The sequence below is a fragment of the Tunturiibacter gelidiferens genome (genome assembly GCF_051013345.1).
Classification (GTDB): Bacteria; Acidobacteriota; Terriglobia; order Terriglobales; family Acidobacteriaceae; genus Edaphobacter; species Edaphobacter gelidiferens_A.
On record NZ_CP132939.1, the window covers coordinates 1,799,630 to 1,815,692 of the forward strand.

The 16,063-nt window shown below is 58.1% G+C and carries 9 protein-coding genes, 1 tRNA gene and 1 pseudogene; 5 read left to right on the forward strand and 6 right to left on the reverse strand.

Going from position 1 to position 16,063, the window contains the following annotated elements; genetic code table 11:
• Positions 1 to 7: 7 nt before the first annotated feature.
• Both RBB80_RS08915 and RBB80_RS08920 read right to left on the reverse strand, forming a co-directional pair.
• Positions 8 to 853: a tyrosine-type recombinase/integrase gene (locus RBB80_RS08915; RefSeq protein WP_433967876.1), complete on the reverse strand. Its 846-nt coding sequence runs from the start codon at positions 851 to 853 to the stop codon at positions 8 to 10.
• A 326-nt stretch (positions 854 to 1,179) separates the two neighbouring features.
• A tRNA-Phe gene (locus RBB80_RS08920) sits at positions 1,180 to 1,254 on the reverse strand.
• A gap of 320 nt (positions 1,255 to 1,574) precedes the next feature.
• On the opposite strand from RBB80_RS08920, the gene RBB80_RS08925 reads away from it, so the two are divergent.
• The 5 genes from RBB80_RS08925 (at position 1,575) to glgP (ending at position 7,905) form a co-directional block, all read left to right on the forward strand.
• Positions 1,575 to 3,119: an adenosine deaminase family protein gene (locus RBB80_RS08925; RefSeq protein WP_433967877.1), complete on the forward strand. Its 1,545-nt coding sequence runs from the start codon at positions 1,575 to 1,577 to the stop codon at positions 3,117 to 3,119.
• A 406-nt stretch (positions 3,120 to 3,525) separates the two neighbouring features.
• Entirely contained in the window at positions 3,526 to 3,843 is a 318-nt protein-coding gene (locus tag RBB80_RS08930) for a hypothetical protein (RefSeq protein WP_433967878.1), read from the forward strand.
• Positions 3,844 to 4,126: 283 nt separating this feature from the next.
• Entirely contained in the window at positions 4,127 to 4,426 is a 300-nt protein-coding gene (locus tag RBB80_RS08935; protein WP_433967879.1) for a hypothetical protein, read from the forward strand.
• Positions 4,427 to 4,436: 10 nt separating this feature from the next.
• A complete protein-coding gene (locus tag RBB80_RS08940; protein WP_433967880.1) occupies positions 4,437 to 5,804 on the forward strand; it encodes a pyridoxal phosphate-dependent decarboxylase family protein in 1,368 nt (455 codons plus the stop codon).
• Positions 5,805 to 6,636: 832 nt separating this feature from the next.
• Positions 6,637 to 7,905 (forward strand): alpha-glucan family phosphorylase, encoded by a 1,269-nt coding sequence (gene glgP, locus RBB80_RS08945; protein ID WP_433969581.1) that lies wholly within the window; start codon positions 6,637 to 6,639, stop codon positions 7,903 to 7,905.
• Between the two features lie 217 nt (positions 7,906 to 8,122).
• On the opposite strand, the gene RBB80_RS08950 is transcribed toward glgP, so the two are convergent.
• From RBB80_RS08950 to RBB80_RS08965, 4 genes and pseudogenes are all read right to left on the reverse strand, one after another.
• Entirely contained in the window at positions 8,123 to 8,302 is a 180-nt protein-coding gene (locus RBB80_RS08950; RefSeq protein ID WP_433967881.1) for an efflux RND transporter permease subunit, read from the reverse strand.
• Positions 8,263 to 11,454, reverse strand: a complete 3,192-nt coding sequence (locus RBB80_RS08955; protein WP_433967882.1) for an efflux RND transporter permease subunit — start codon at positions 11,452 to 11,454, stop codon at positions 8,263 to 8,265. The genes RBB80_RS08950 and RBB80_RS08955 overlap by 40 nt, the downstream gene beginning before the upstream one ends.
• Positions 11,455 to 11,473: 19 nt before the next feature.
• Positions 11,474 to 14,630 (reverse strand): annotated as a pseudogene (locus RBB80_RS08960) (multidrug efflux RND transporter permease subunit).
• Positions 14,627 to 16,012 carry an efflux RND transporter periplasmic adaptor subunit gene (locus RBB80_RS08965; protein ID WP_433967883.1) on the reverse strand — a complete coding sequence of 462 codons (1,386 nt, stop codon included), beginning with the start codon at positions 16,010 to 16,012 and terminating at the stop codon, positions 14,627 to 14,629. Before RBB80_RS08965 ends, RBB80_RS08960 begins: the two are co-directional and overlap by 4 nt.
• Positions 16,013 to 16,063: the final 51 nt, after the last annotated feature.

Sequence of the window (16,063 nt, forward strand, 5' to 3'; positions counted from 1 at the left end):
GTGCCACTCAGAAGCTGAGTGACAGCAAGGTGTCGCGCAATTGGTGCGAGTGAAATTTCATGGGTGTTCCATCGTCTTTCGTGATCGAGAGATAGTCGTTCAAACGCTCTAGTTTGCGCTGCCATCGACCGGTCAGGGACTTGTGCTTAGAATTTCCACTCCAGAAGAAATAGTCCGGATGAACATCTGCTCGAGTAGGAAGAGCGTTCAAAGCGGCGATGACGTGGTCCGGAATGAGCACGGTCAAGGCAGATTTGCCCTTCTGGGTTGTGAGGCTGAAACGATTTCCCTGAATCCTTGATTTGGCGCACATGAGGGCATCGCCAATCCGCAGACCTGTCCATCGCATCAACTCGATGATCGCTCTCATTTCGGCTCCGAATTGGTCGGAGGGACGACGTGCACTCTTGTCGTACTCGAATGTGGCGGCAATCACCTTTTCATAACGGCCACTCAATAACGGCCACGTCACGCTTGGGTCAGGCTTAATGGCTTTCAACTCTGTGGCGGGGTTTGCCGCAAGCCAGTGCATCTTCACGCAGTAGCCAAGAAATCTCTTGACCTTCTCCAGCCGCCTACCCGCCGTCGTCTTGCCGATGCGATCATCAGGATTCTTCGCCTTCGGTGACCATGAGCTCTTCCAGTGGTCGAGGGCATCCGGCGTAATCTGGCTGAGGCGGATCAGATGGTTTGCGTGCGCCCAGGCACCGATATGTTTGGCGGCAGTCCGATATTTGCTATGTGTATGCTCGTTGCCCGAGTCGCTGTCTGCCTTAACTGACGCGAGCCACCGTTCCAAAGCATGGGTGATCGTGACATCGCCAAGCTCCCGGGCTTGTTTGAGTTCATCCAACTCACGGAGCCTCTGCTTGACTGGATCCCAACTCTCCCGGATATCCTGGGCCTGTTGCTCGGCCTTTTCCCAGGAGCGGGTCTTCGCGGAGATAGTCTTGTCCTTCCCGTCTCGGAGCAGGTAGAGGTACTTCGCACACTTGCAACGTCTCCACTGCGCCTACCCCTTCTTGGAGCAGTCGGCAGAATGGCGTGTATATACGGAGACAGTTTGGGTCTTGGGCCGGAGGGAGACAGCCTTCAACGGGTGCATGGCAAAAGAGTAGCATTACTCTCTTGCAACCCTCTTGCACTTTTCCGAAAGTCGGTTAAGTCTTTTATTTTAAATGGTGGCCAGAGACGGGATCGAACCGCCGACGCCGGCCTTTTCAGGGCCGCGCTCTACCACTGAGCTATCTGGCCTTGGCATAAAACGCTTATTATCGGAGATCGCCAAGAACCGCCGTGCGCTAATGCTACATCTGTCGCCCCGGCTTTTCAGGGGAGCCCATCGCCGGTAGGGAACCAGCAACGCAAACGCATTCTAAGTATAGCAATCTCGAGCCTTACCGCCAACTCGCCCATCTCAAGCTATTCTTTCTCATACTCGAACTGCAAGGACGCCAATGATCCGTCGTCTCCGAAACCTCACGCCTGCATCATTTCTTTTCTGTTTCGTCGCTGCAGCACACGCGCAAATCGCAACACAACCAACCGTATCGGTCGTTGCAAAAAGAACCGCTGTGGCCACGCCGCGCGAACAGCGGGCCATCAAGATCTTCGATACCGCGCGGCAAAGTCCTCTCCAACTCAATGCCTTCCTCACTCGCATGCCCAAGGGTGCCGACCTGCACATGCATCTCTCAGGAGCAATCTACGCCGAGACCTTCATCAAGGATGGAGCCGCCGATCTTCTCTGCGTGGACCCCACCACGCACAGCTTCATCAAGCCAATCGGTACCACCCGTAGCATCCCGCCGCAGCCTGTCTGTGGCGAGGGCCATGTTCGCGCCGAAGAAGCCTTCAAAGATCAGAAGCTCTACGACGCTCTCGTCGATTCCTTCTCCATGCGCGCCTTCGTTCCTAGCGCGGGCGTCAGCGGGCACGACCAGTTCTTCGCGACCTTCGACCGCTTCCGCAATCTCAACAAATCTCACACAGGAGAGTGGCTCGACGAAGTTGCCACTCGCGCCGCGGCGCAGAACGAGCAATACCTCGAGGTCATGGAGACCCCCATCTTCACCGACCTCTCCAGGATCGTCTCAAAAATTGATTGGCCCTCCACTCCTGCAGATCCCGCACAAAACCGCACCGGCGACGCAACAGGTACTAGCCGTGAGGACCTCAGCCATCTTCGCGAAACCCTCCTCAGTGCAGGCCTCCGCGACGAAGTCGCCGTTGATCGCAAAGAATTAGACGACGTCCTCGACGCTCGTGACAGCATCGAAAACTGCGGCCAGCCTAGTGCCCGAGCGGCCTGCTCCGTAAAAATTCGCTTCCTCTATCAGGTCCTGCGAGCCTTCCCTCCGCAACACGTCTTCGCGCAGACGCTGTTGGCATTCGAGGTCGCGTCAGTGGACCCTCGCGTAGTCGGGCTCAACTTCGTGCAGCCCGAAGACGCCTATCTATCTATGTCTGAGTATCACCGCCAGATGCTAATGCTCGACTATCTCCACAGCGTCTACCCCAAAGTTCACATCTCCCTTCACGCAGGCGAGATCGCACCAGGCTTGGTCCCTCCCGGCGGTCTTCGCTTCCACATCCGCGAAGCCGTCGACCTTGGCCATGCCGAACGCATCGGCCACGGCGTCGACGTCATGTACGAGAACGAGCCTCAGGCCTTGCTGAAAGAGTTGGCCGACCGTCACATCATGGTTGAGATCAACCTCACCTCGAACGACGTCATCCTCGGAGTCACCGCCCCCTGGCATCCGCTTCCGTCCTATCGCGCCGCCGGCGTTCCCATCGCCCTCTCCACCGATGACGAGGGCGTCTCCCGCATCGATCTCACAAACGAGTACACGCGCGCCGCAATGGAGTTTAACCTCTCCTACTTAGACCTCAAGCAATCCGCCCGCACCAGCCTCGAGCACAGCTTCCTTCCCGGACCCAGCCTCTGGCAGCAGCCCGATGTCTTCACCAAAACCGTTGGCGCCTGCGCCGGACAGCCTCTGGGAGGCGCAAATCCCACCCCAAATTGCTTGAGCTTTCTACAATCCAGCGAAAAGGCCGCCGAACAGTGGGAACTCGAACACCGTTACGATCTCTTCGAATCCAGCCTGCAATAGCTTCCGGTTCTCTCGCACTAGACTCTGTGGATAAAAATCCGACACCTGGCCAGCCTTCTCATCGGCTGGCTTCGCTAAGCGCTGTGTTTGCAGCATGCATGTACAGTCGAACCCAAAAGGCGAGAGCGCCATTGCCAAATATCGTCTCTGCGGCCTATAGTCCGTGTGCCATCCGTTATTCCCCAAACGGTTCGATGGCAAGGGCCCTACTGCGAAACACGTGAACCGTTTAATAACCTGTCATCCGGCCTTCGGTTCGTCGGGTGAGGTATCGCACCCGGTGTGTCGCGGCTCGGATGAGAACGACCCCTGGCCCATCTAATTCGGCTTCCCAAGACTCAAAATTGCGTACGACGTTCGAGTCCTGAATCCGGAATCGCCAGATGGCCAGGAATAGGAGTAAGTCATGAATCTGACACCAGAAATACGTGAGCAAGTCGCTTCGGAAGTAAAGAGATTTTCAGCAGACCTGCAACTCAACTCAGATCAGAAGGAGAAACTGCAAAATGCTTTCCAGAGTGCTCGAGGAAAGCTGGGTGATTACATGCAACAACATCCAAACGTCACGAAGGCTGACATCGGCAAAGAACTAGTAAGCCGCCGCGAAGAGATTCGCCAGAATGTGGTCAGCTTCCTCAACCCAGACCAACTTAAAAGTGGGATACCGAGATCGTCAAGGCCAAGGAATTTCTCGGCCAACATATGGCGTAAGCACCTTCCCTAACCGCTCGGTGGCGACGGCCAACTCTGATCGCCACCGACTCCTGACTCTCCCAAAAACAAGTTTCTTTCGACCGAAGCCAACTACAGCCCTGATTTCCGCAGTTATGTAACTAAAATAATTACATAATTATAAGATTCAGCTTACTGCTTCCAAGAACTGTCTCGGCGTCGTCGGAAGCTCCGTGCCACTAAGGATCTCCCGGCGAGGACAACGCCGCCAGGGCCTCCGTGTTTTTTGAGTCTCTGCATCTCCGGCTCCCGCGCTAAACTCATCTCCAGAGCCCATGAAAAAAGCCATCATCACCATCCTCGAGTTCTTTCTCTTCCTGATCGTCTTCGGAGCTTTTTCGCTCTTTCCGCCGTTCCACATCGAGCACGTCTTCGGTGCAACCCCGGCCGGTACGCGCATCTTTATCGCCGATGGTCTTCTCATCGCACTCGTCGTATATCTCCTTATTGTCCTCATCGAACTCTTGATGAAGCGTCTCCGGATCTCCGCGCCTTGGACTACAGTCGCCTTTGTTTTTGCAGCCATTGTCGGATTCATGATGAAGTTCGGCTTCCTCACCCGCTCCACCTTCTAAGAATTCACTCATGTCAGACGATCTCTTCCAACTCCTCAGCGACACACAGCGCCGCCTCGATGCCGGATCGGCCCACCTCCCTTCGTACTCAACGCCCCCGCTGGGCGAACCAGCCTCTGCGATCCTCCACCAGGTCGCCGATCGACTTCAGGACAACTACCCCTACGCCCACCCGCTCTACGCCGGCCAGATGCTGAAGCCGCCGCACCCCATCGCCCGCGCCGCCTACGCGCTCGCCATGTCGGTCAACCCGAACAACCACGCTCTCGACGGTGGTCGCGCCAGCTCCGCTATGGAGATTGAAGCCGTCGCCGCTCTCGCAAAGATGTTTCACTGGCCGCAGCACCTCGGCCACCTCTCAAGCGGCGGCACCTTCGCGAATCTGGAAGCCCTCTGGGTCGCCGGCCAGCTCATGCCCGGTAAGGCAATCGCCGCCTCCGACCAGGCGCACTATACTCACAGCCGCATCTCGAGCGTCCTCGGCCTGCCCTTCGCCACCGTCCCCTCCGACGACCGCGGTCGCATGGACCTCACCGCCCTCGAGCATCTCCTCGCAACGCAAAACATCGGCACCGTCGTCGTCACGCTCGGCACCACCGCCATCGGCTCAGTCGATCCACTCGACCAGATTCTCCCCCTGCAGAAAAAATATAGTTTCCGCATCCACGTCGACGCTGCGTATGGCGGCTACTTCACCCTCGCCTCCAACCTATCCCCCGAGACCCGCGCAGCCTTCGACGCCATTCCGCACGCAGACTCCATCGTCATCGATCCACACAAGCACGGCCTCCAACCCTATGGTTGCGGCTCCATCCTCTTTCGCGACCCAGCCGTCGGCCGCCTCTATAAACACGACTCCCCCTACACCTACTTTTCTTCGAAAGATCTTCACCTCGGCGAGATCTCCCTCGAGTGCTCCCGCGCCGGAGCATCCGCCGTAGCTCTCTGGGCGACCCAGCAGCTTCTGCCCTACACCCCCGGTGGCACCTTTGCTCAGGGCCTCGAATCCAGTCACGCCGCGGCCCTCGAACTTCACCGCCGTTTAGGCGAATCCGCGCACTTCCTCACTCCATTCAACCCGCCCCAACTCGACATCGTCTTCTGGGCCGTCAACGCCCCCACCCCCGAAGCGTCCTCAGACCGGGCTCAGTCAATCTTCGATGAAGCCGCCAAAAATAATCTTCACCTTGCTCTCGCCAAACTTCCAACCCGTTTTTTTCCACATGATGCATGGGAAGATACCCCCCACCAAACTCAGAAAAAAGTTACTTGCCTCCGGTCCGTCCTGATGAAGCCAGAACATCTCCTTTGGTTAGACCACTTATGGCAGCGCCTCCAGGCCGCCGCACTCCCCCACGTCTCGTCAATACCCCGATAGCATCAGGGTAACTAACCGGAGTTCCATCTTTTGGAGGAGGACCGTTTGGTAGAATCAGCCATAAATTCGACGCTTCAACGATCTTCTTCGGATCTCGTGTAGCGCATCTCAGCCGATAGAAAACGATGACGTCGCAACTCGGGCCATCGACGCAAGAGATACCAAATCGGATGAGATAAGGACCGATCAACGCAATGAATCTTCCCTCCGCCGCCACATCTGCTTCAGCGCCCGACCTCTCCACCCGCACCATCGCCTACTTTTCCATGGAGATAGCTCTCTCTCCAGCTCTGCCGACTTACTCAGGTGGCCTCGGCATGCTAGCCGGCGATACCCTCCGCTCCGCCGCCGACACCGCGGCCCCCATGGTCGCCATCTCGCTCGCCCACCGTTGCGGCTACTTCCGCCAGAAGCTTTCTGATGTCGGCCAGCAGACAGAAGCCGACGTCACCTGGTCCCCCGAGACCACCCTCCCCAGCGCGAACCAGATCGTCGCCCTCACGCTGCAGGGCCGTCAGGTCCTGGTCCGCGCCTGGCGATTCGACGTCGTTGGCGTCACCGGCCACATCATCCCCGTCTTCCTCCTCGACACCGACGTCGAAGGCAACGACCCCTGGGACCGCCGCCTCACCGACCACCTCTATGGCGGTGACACCTACTATCGTCTCTGTCAGGAGACTGTTTTAGGGCTTGCCGGCGTTGCGCTCCTCGACGCCCTTGCCTGTAAACCGAAGGTCTATCACATGAACGAGGGTCACGCCGCCCTCCTCGCCATTGGCCTCCTCGAAGACCACCTCGCCGGCACCCCCTCAAGGACGCAACCGAAGCCGACATCGACTTTGTCCGTCAGCAGTGCGTCTTCACCACCCACACTCCCGTTCCGGCCGGCCACGATCAGTTCGGCGTCGACCAGATGTACCAGGTCCTCGGAAACGACCGCGCCGCCGCTATCGAGCAGTTCGGCTGTCTCCATAACGGACTGATGAACATGACCTACATCGCCCTCCGTTTCTCGCGCTTCGTCAACGGCGTCGCCATGCAGCACGGCAAGGTCTCCCAGCAGATGTTCCCCGACTACAAGGTCTACTCCATCACCAACGGTGTCCACGCCGCCACCTGGCTCTCGCCTCACTTTCAGGAGCTTCTCGACGACGAAATCCCCCATTGGCGCACCGACAACCAGTACCTCCGCTCGGTCTACGGCATCGACCCGGCACGCATCGCCGCCGCTCACAACAAGGGCAAGCTACGCCTCTTCAGCGCCATCGCCAAACGCACCGGGCATCACTTCAACCCCAACGTCCTCACCCTTGGCTTTGCCCGCCGAGTCGCCACCTACAAGCGCGCCAGCCTCTTACTGCACGATCCCAAAAGACTCGTCGAGATCGCCGAAAAAATCGGCGGCCTCCAGATCCTCTACGCCGGCAAGGCCCATCCCGCCGACGTTGCCGGTAAAGGCCTCATCCGCGAAGTATTCGCCTCTGCCGCAAAACTCAACTCCTCGGCCCTCAAGATCTTCTACATGGAAAACTACGACTGGGAGCTAGGCGCTCTCCTCACTCAGGGCGTCGACGTCTGGGTCAACACCCCGCGCCGCCCCTACGAGGCCTCCGGCACCTCCGGCATGAAGGCCGCCCTCAACGGTGTCCCATCGCTCTCCATTCTCGACGGCTGGTGGATCGAAGGTTGTGCCGAGAACACCACTGGCTGGGCCATCGAAAACGGCGAAGACGAAGCTGCCGAAGCCACCAGCCTCTACCAAAAATTGGAAGAATCGATCGCCCCCATGTATGCCAATCCCCATGCGTGGGCTCGTATGCAGCAGCATTGCATCGCAATCAACGGCAGCTTCTTCAACACCCACCGCATGCTGGCGCAGTACTTCGAAAACTCATACTTCCCCCGCGCCAAGCTCCCCGATCCAGACCAACTACCTCGAGCACCGACGCTCCACGGACGCGGTAGTCCCCGAACCAGCTCTCGTCTAACCGAACCCGCGAACAACGTCTCAGGCAACGACAATCTTTACCGTCGTTGCCTGTTCTCTTTTCACTCCCCAAATCGAAGGGTGCCCCATCTTAGCGCAGTCTCATCGCGCTAAGGTGGGAATGTAAAACCTTCGCCGCTGCTGTTGCCGTGCTGTTGTTATTGTTGTTGCCCTTGCTGTTGTTGCCCTTGCTGTTGTTGCCCTTGCTGTCGTTGTTGCCGCTGTGCCAATGTTATTGTTGCTGCCGTTGTCGTTGTTGTTGCTAGTTTTTTTGTTGTCATTCCGCAGCGAAGCGGAGGAATCTGCGGTTGCGTTTAAAAAATTCCGATCGCTAATCCCCGGCTACAACTTCTGCCACCCGCCGTCGCCCGGCCCGTCGCCCCCGCACCGCCCGGGCAAACCTTCCCCTCACCCGATCGAAGAACAGATAAACCACCGGCGTAGTAAACAGCGTAAGCGCCTGCGACACGATCAACCCACCCACAATCGTGATCCCCAGCGGTCGCCGCATCTCGCTCCCGGTCCCGCGACCCAGAGCCAGAGGCAGCCCCCAAGCAGAGCCGCCATCGTCGTCATCATGATCGGCCGAAACCGCAGCATACAAGCCTCGAAGATCGCCTCCTGCGGCGTCTTGCCATGCTCCCTCTCCGCCACCAGCGCAAAGTCGATCATCATAATCGCGTTCTTCTTCACGATCCCGATCAGAAGAATGATCCCGATCATCGCGATCACGCTAAGGTCTACCTTGAACAGCAGCAGCGCCACAATCGCGCCCACCCCAGCCGAAGGCAGCGTAGACAGAATCGTCAGCGGATGAATGAAGCTCTCATACAAAATGCCCAGCACAAGATAGACCGCAATAAGCGCCAGCAGAATCAGCCATGGCTCGCTCTTCAGCGAATCCTTGAACGCCTGCGCCGACCCCGCAAAACCGCCATGAATAGCCGAAGGCATCCCGATATTTACCCGCGCTTGCTGAATAGCCTGCGTCGCCTCACTCAGTGAAGCCCCCGGTGCAAGGTTGAAAGACAACGTGGTAGCCGGTGACTGCGACTGATGATTCACCGCCAGGGGAATCCTCTGTGCCTCAAAGTGCGTCACCGCCGACAGCGGCACCATCGCCCCCGTCGTACTCTTCACATAAATACTCTTCAGGGCATCCGGATCTTCCTGAAACTGCGGCGCAACCTCCATCACCACGTGATACTGATTCAGCGGCATGTAGGTCGTCGAAACCTGCGTCTGTGCAAACGCATCCGACAGCGTCGAATCAATCGTCAACGGCGACACCCCCAGCCGGCTCGCGGTCGCTCGATCAATCACCAGTTGCCCCCGCAACCCCTGCTGCTGCTGGTCCGTCGCGACGTCTTTGATCTGCGGCAGCTGGTCCATCGCATCTTTCAGCTTAGGACCCCACTCGTTCAACTCCTTCAGATTGTCTCCGGTCAAGGTGTACTGGTACTCCGTTGCCGTATTCCGCCCGCCAATCCGCAGATCCTGAAACGCCTGCAGATACATAATCACGCCAGGCAAGTTGCTGACCTTAGGCCGCAGCCGGTTGACGATCACCTGCGCCGTGTCTCCCGTCTTCTTGCGCTCTGCATCCGGCTTCAGCGACATGAACATGAAGCCACCATTCGAATTTCCGCGCCCACCCGCAAACGCTGTGACATCTTCAACGCCGGGGTCCTTCTGCGCGATCGCCGCCAGCGCCAGCACATTCTTCTTCATCTGCGCGAACGACACATCCTGCTGCCCCTGCACCTGCCCGCCGATACGCCCCGCATCCTGCTCCGGGAAAAATCCCTTCGGCACCAGGATGTACAGATAGACGTTCAGCACAAACGTCAGCACCGTAATCACCAGCACCAGCCTCTGATGCTTCAACACCCATCGCAGTCCCAGCTCATACTCCGCCGCCATCCACTCCAGCGCCCGCTCGCCCGAACGATAGAACCACCCATGCTTACGCCTGCCGTGCGGCTCCAGAAACTTTGCGCTCAGCATCGGCGTAGTCGTCAGCGACACCACCAGCGACACCATAATCGCGACCGACAGCGTCACCGCAAACTCACGGAACAGCCGCCCAACAATCCCGCCCATCAGCAGAATCGGAATGAACACCGCAATCAGCGACGTGCTCATCGACACCACCGTAAACCCAATCTCCTTCGAACCCACCATCGCGGCCTGGTACGGCGACATCCCAGCTTCAAGGTGCCGGCTGATGTTCTCGATCACCACAATCGCATCATCGACCACAAACCCCGTCGAGATCGTCAGCGCCATCAGCGAAAGATTATCAAGCGTATATCCCAGCAGGTACATCACCGCAAACGTCCCCAGCAGACTCAAAGGCACCGCGACCGTCGGAATCAAAGTCGACCGCACCTCCCGCAGGAAAAGGAACACCACCAGGATCACCAGCAGAATCGAGATGACCAGTGTTCGCGTTACATCCTTCACCGAAGCGCGAATCGTCGTCGTCCGGTCCAGTGCCACATGTACTGAGATCGCTGGCGGTATCGACGCCTCCAGCAGAGGAAGCATCTTCTTCACGTTGTCCACGGTCTCAATCACGTTAGCCGTCGAGGTCTTGAACACGATCACAAGAATCGCAGGCTTCCCGTTGAACACTCCGGTAGCATGAACATCCTCAACACTGTTGACGATCTGTGCTACATCCTGAATCCGAACCGCACCATGCGCCGTCCCCGGCCCGGCGCGCATCCCGGTACTAGCAACTGCAGGTGCCGCAACAGCTGCTGTCCCATTGTTTGTAGCGGTTCCATTCGCAGCGGCCGCGTTGCCAGTCGAACCTGTGCCTCCACTCACCGCCTGCGGATTACTCGTCAACGCGCTCGCCACCGAAGCAGGCAACCCCGAACTCGCAGCCGCAGAGCTCACCGGCCCGCGATCCGTTGCCACAATCAGCGGAGCATACGCCGCCGCACCAAACAACTGATCCGTCGCACTGACACTCCACCGCCGCGTGTCATCCTGCAGATACCCCTTCGGCTGATTTACATTCACCGTGCCGATCGCCGCCCGCAGAGCCTCGAGTCCCACCCCATAGTGCGCCAGCTGCATCGGGTTCGCCTCAATCCGCACCGAGGGCTTCGCGCTACCCCCGCAGAAGGTCTGCCCCACACCCGGTATCTGCGCGATCTTCTGCGCCAGAATGCTGTCGCAAGCGTCGTACAACTGCGGCACATTCATCGTGTCAGAGGTCAGCGCGATAATCATGATCGGCGAGTCCGCCGGATTCACCTTGTAGTACCCAGGATTGCTCGGCAGATTCGCAGGCAACTGACTCCGCGCCGCATTGATCGCCGCCTGCACATCCCGCGCCGCTCCATTCACATCGCGCGTCAGATCGAACTGCAGCGTAATCCCCACCACGCCTGTAGAAGAATAGGACGTCATCTCGTTGACGCCGGCAATCTTCGAGAACTGTCGCTCCAGCGGCGTCGCCACCGATGAGGCCATCGTCTCCGGATCCGCACCAGGCAAATTCGCACCCACCGAGATCACCGGAAACTCCACCTGCGGCAGACTGGCCACCGGCAGCAGCGTATAGGCCACCGCGCCCGCCAGAATCACCGCTATCGACAGAAGAAACGTCGCTACCGGACGCCGAATAAATGGAGCTGAAAAATGCATAATCCCTAATCCTTAACCATCAATCAGCTGACATCGCATGCGCGTGAATCTCCACATCCTTCGAGCGCCGCGACCTGCGCGCAATCCGGTCGAAGAATAGATAAACCACAGGCGTCGTAAACAACGTCAACACCTGCGACACAATCAATCCACCCACAATCGTGATGCCCAGCGGCCGTCTCAACTCACTGCCGGTGCCGGTACCCAGTGCCAGCGGCAGACCGCCCAGCAGCGCCGCCATCGTCGTCATCATAATTGGCCGAAACCGTAGCAGACACGCCTGATAGATCGCCTCCGTCGGCGTCATTCCCTGCTCGCGCTCGGCCTCCAGAGCAAAGTCGATCATCATAATCGCGTTCTTCTTCACAATGCCGATCAGCAAAATGATTCCGATCAGCGCAATCACACTCAGGTCCACATGGAACAACAGCAGTGCAAGAATCGCGCCGACTCCAGCTGAAGGGAGCGTCGAAAGAATCGTAATCGGATGAATATAGCTCTCGTACAAAACACCCAGCACGATATACACCACAATCAGCGCAGCCAGAATCAACAGCGGCTCATTCGCAATCGAAGACTCAAAGGCCTTCGCCGAACCCTGGAACTCACCCTTCACGCTCGGCGGCATATGCAGCTCCGCCTGGGCCTTGTTCACCGCATCCACCGCATCGCCGATAGACTTGCCCGGCGCAAGATTGAACGAGATCGTCACAGCAGGGAACTGCCCCTGGTGATTGATCACCAACGCCGTAGGCTTTTCTTCAAAGTGCGTAAACGTGGACAGCGGCACCTGCGTTCCGTTGGAACTCTTCACATAAATGTTGTCGAGCGACGCCGGATTCCGCTGGTACTTCGGAGCCACCTCCAACACCACGTGATACTGGTTCTGCTGCGTGAAAATCGTGGATACCTGCCGCTGCGCAAACGCGTCATCCAGCGTGTCATCGATATTCTGCGGCGTAATCCCGAGCCGCGAAGCCGTATCGCGATCGATCACAAGCTGCGCCTCGAGCCCACTCATCTGCTCGTCGCTCGCCACATCGTTCAGAATCGGAATCTGCTTGAGCTTTCCGACCAGCCTGCCGGTCCACATCGTCAGCTCCTCAACATTCGCATCCTCCAGAGAATATTGGTACTGCGTACGGCTCACACGATCTTCCACCGTCAGATCCTGCAGCGGCTGCAGAAAGCACTGAATCCCATCCACCCTCGCAACCTTCGGCTCCAGCCGTTGAATCACCTCGAGCGCAGTAGAACTTCTTTGCTCCCGATCCTTCAGATTGATCTGAATACGTCCACTATTCAACGTAGAGTTCGTCCCGTCGATTCCGATGAACGATGAAACGCTCTCCACGTCTTTGTCCTGCAGAATGATCCTCGCCAGCGCCTGCTGCCTCGAACTCATGGCGTTGAAGCTGATCGTCTGCGGAGCTTCTGTAATTCCCAGCAGCACACCCGTATCCTGCACCGGAAAAAGCCCTTTGGCACGATCAGGAATAGATACACCGTCAACGCAAATGTAGCCAGCGTCACCAGCAACGTAGCAGTCTGGTGACGCAGTACAAACCGCACACCCACCGCATACTTCGCAATCACGTACTCGAAGAACTCTTCACTCTTCTTGTAAAAGTATTCTGCTCGCTCTCCGGCGTATGCTTCAGCAGCTTAGCCGACATCATCGGCGTCAGCGTCAGCGAAACCAGCGCCGAGACCAGAATTGTAACTGCCAGCGTTACAGCAAACTCGCGGAACAGTCTGCCTACAATATCGCCCATGAACAACAGCGGAATCAGCACCGCAATCAGACTCACCGTCAGCGACACGATGGTGAATCCAATCTGCTCCGATCCCTTCAACGCCGCCTCCAGAGGAGAATCCCCCTGCTCCAGAAAACGCGAGATATTCTCGATCATCACGATCGCGTCATCCACCACAAACCCGGTAGAGATCGTCAGCGCCATCAGCGACAGGTTATTCAGGCTGTACCCCAGCAGGTACATCACTCCAAACGTCCCCACAATCGACAGCGGCACCGCAACCGAAGGAATAATCGTCGCAGCAATCGACCGCAGAAACAGGAAGATCACCATCACGACCAGTCCAATGGTCAGCACCAGCGAGAACTGCACATCCTTCACCGACGCCCGAATCGTATTTGTCCGGTCCGTCAGCACCTGCAATTGCACAGTCGCCGGCATCGTCGAGCGCAGCTGCGGCAGAATCTTCTGCACCTCATCCACCACGCCGATGATGTTCGCCCCCGGCTGCCGCTGGATGTTCACAATCACCGCCGGCTTCAACACCGCCTCGCGCGCCTGCTGCCCGCCAGTACCAGACTGTGCCGCCGTCCCCATCCACGCCGCTTGGAACAGGTTCTCCGCGCTGTCTACCGCATTCGCTACATCCGACAGCCTCACCGGCGACCCATTCCGGTAAGCAATAATCACATTGTTATAAGCCCCGCTCGAAGGCAGCTGATCGTTCGCGCCGATCGTGTACGACTGACTCGCTCCATTCAGATTTCCCTTCGCCTGGTCCACATTCGTCGTTCCGATGGCAGCCCGAATATCCTCGAGGCTCAGGCCATAATTAGCCAAAGCCGTAGGATTCGCCTGAATCCGCACCGCCGGCTTCTGCCCACCATTGATCGACACCAATCCCACGCCCGAAAGCTGCGAGATCTTCTGCGCGATCACCGTATCGGCCAGATCCTCCACCTTCGCCAGTGGCAGAGTATCGCTGGTCAGCGCCAGCGTCATAATCGGGGCGTCCGCAGGGTTCACCTTGCTGTACACCGGAGGATTCGGCAAATCCTTCGGCAGATAGCTGAACGCTGCATTGATCGCAGCCTGCACGTCCTGCTGCGCAATATCGATCGACTCGGCCAGCGAAAACTGCAGCGTAATCACACTGCCGCCCCCAGAGCTCGACGAAGTCATCTGACTCAGACCCGGTATCTGCCCAAACTGCCGCTCCAGCGGTGCCGTCACCGACGACGCCATCACCTCCGGGCTCGCCCCCGGATAAAACGTCTGCACCTGGATCGTCGGATAGTCCACCTGCGGCAGCGCCGACACCGGCAGCTGCTCATACGCGACAAACCCCGCAAGCAAAATGGCCACCATCAAGAGCGAGGTGGCCACCGGCCGAAGAATAAATGGCTTCGAAGGACTCACGAGGGCTGCCCCACGTTGCCCGTCATTCCCAACTCCGCAGTAGTCCCATCTCCAGCCTTCGCCGGAGCAGTCTTCGGAAACACCTTACTTCCATTCTTCAACTTCTCCTGCCCATCCACCACAATCTGGTCTCCCGGCTTCACACCACCGCTCAGGATCACCTGCGTCCCCTCGGTCAGCTCCACGTTCACCGTCTGTGCCTCAACGTAAAAATTCGTCTGGTTCTCTGGCAGCTCAATCGTCGGGCCATCAGCATTCTTCTTCGCCAACGGATCCGGCGGTGGCTGCCCCTGTTTCAGCAGATAGACGAAGTTCCCCTGCGTCCCCGTCTGCAACGCCGAAGCAGGAATCACCACCGCATTGCGTTTCTCCTGCAAAATCAATCGAACATTCACAAACTGATTCGGAAACAAAGCACCATCTTTATTTTCAAAGACAGCCTTTGCCTTCACCGTTCCGGTCGTTGTATCAATCTGGTTATCGACCGTCAGCAGACTGCCACTCGCAAGGTGAGTCGCCGCAGCCCGGTCATATGCTTCGACCACCAGCTTGTCGCCCGCGCGTGTCTTCTTCAACACCTCCGGCAGCTGATCCTCAGGCAACGTAAAGATCACAGCAATCGGCTGGAGCTGTGTCACCACCAGCAACCCATTTGTATCCGCCGCATGCACAATATTTCCCGCATCGACCTGCCGAAGCCCAACCACGCCATTGATCGGCGACAAAATCTTCGTATACCCCAGGTTCACCTTCGCGGCTTCAATCGCCGCGCGGTCCGAAGCGATCGAACCCTCCGCCTGCCCAGCCGTCGACGCCTGCGCCTGCTGGCTCTCCTTGGAAACCACCCCAGCCGACAGCAGCGCCTCATATCGCGCCGCCTCCGCGCGGGCATTCACCGCATTCGCCTGATCTTTCACCAACTGTCCCTGCGCCTGCTCCAGCGCCGCCTGGTAAGGCTTCGGGTCAATCTCAGCCAGCGTCTGTCCCTGCCGCACGGCCTGCCCTTCGCGCACCGGCACCTGCATCAGCTGCCCATCCACACGCGACTTGATCGTCACAGTGTTGTAAGCCGTCACCGTCCCCAGCGCCGTCAGGAAGATCGGCATCGTCTTCTGCTGCACCGCAGACACCTGCACCGAAGCCGGCCGGTCCGCCTGCGCCGCCATCATCATCTGTACGCCGTTCTGCTCGCTCGTGTTCCGGCGGATCTTCCACACCGCACCGCCCACCACCGCGAGTATCACCAAAACCACCACCCACTTCCGCGCCGGCGAACCCTTCGGCTCCTCTGGCAACGGTTCGGCATGCCGCAAAACTCTCTGCGACTCATCCGCCGCTACCCCATCTTGTCGTTCTTTCTCGTTTACTTGCGTTGACAGCATGAAGTGGTCTCTGCTCTCTCGGTAAAATTCACGGCACGAACAAATTGATTA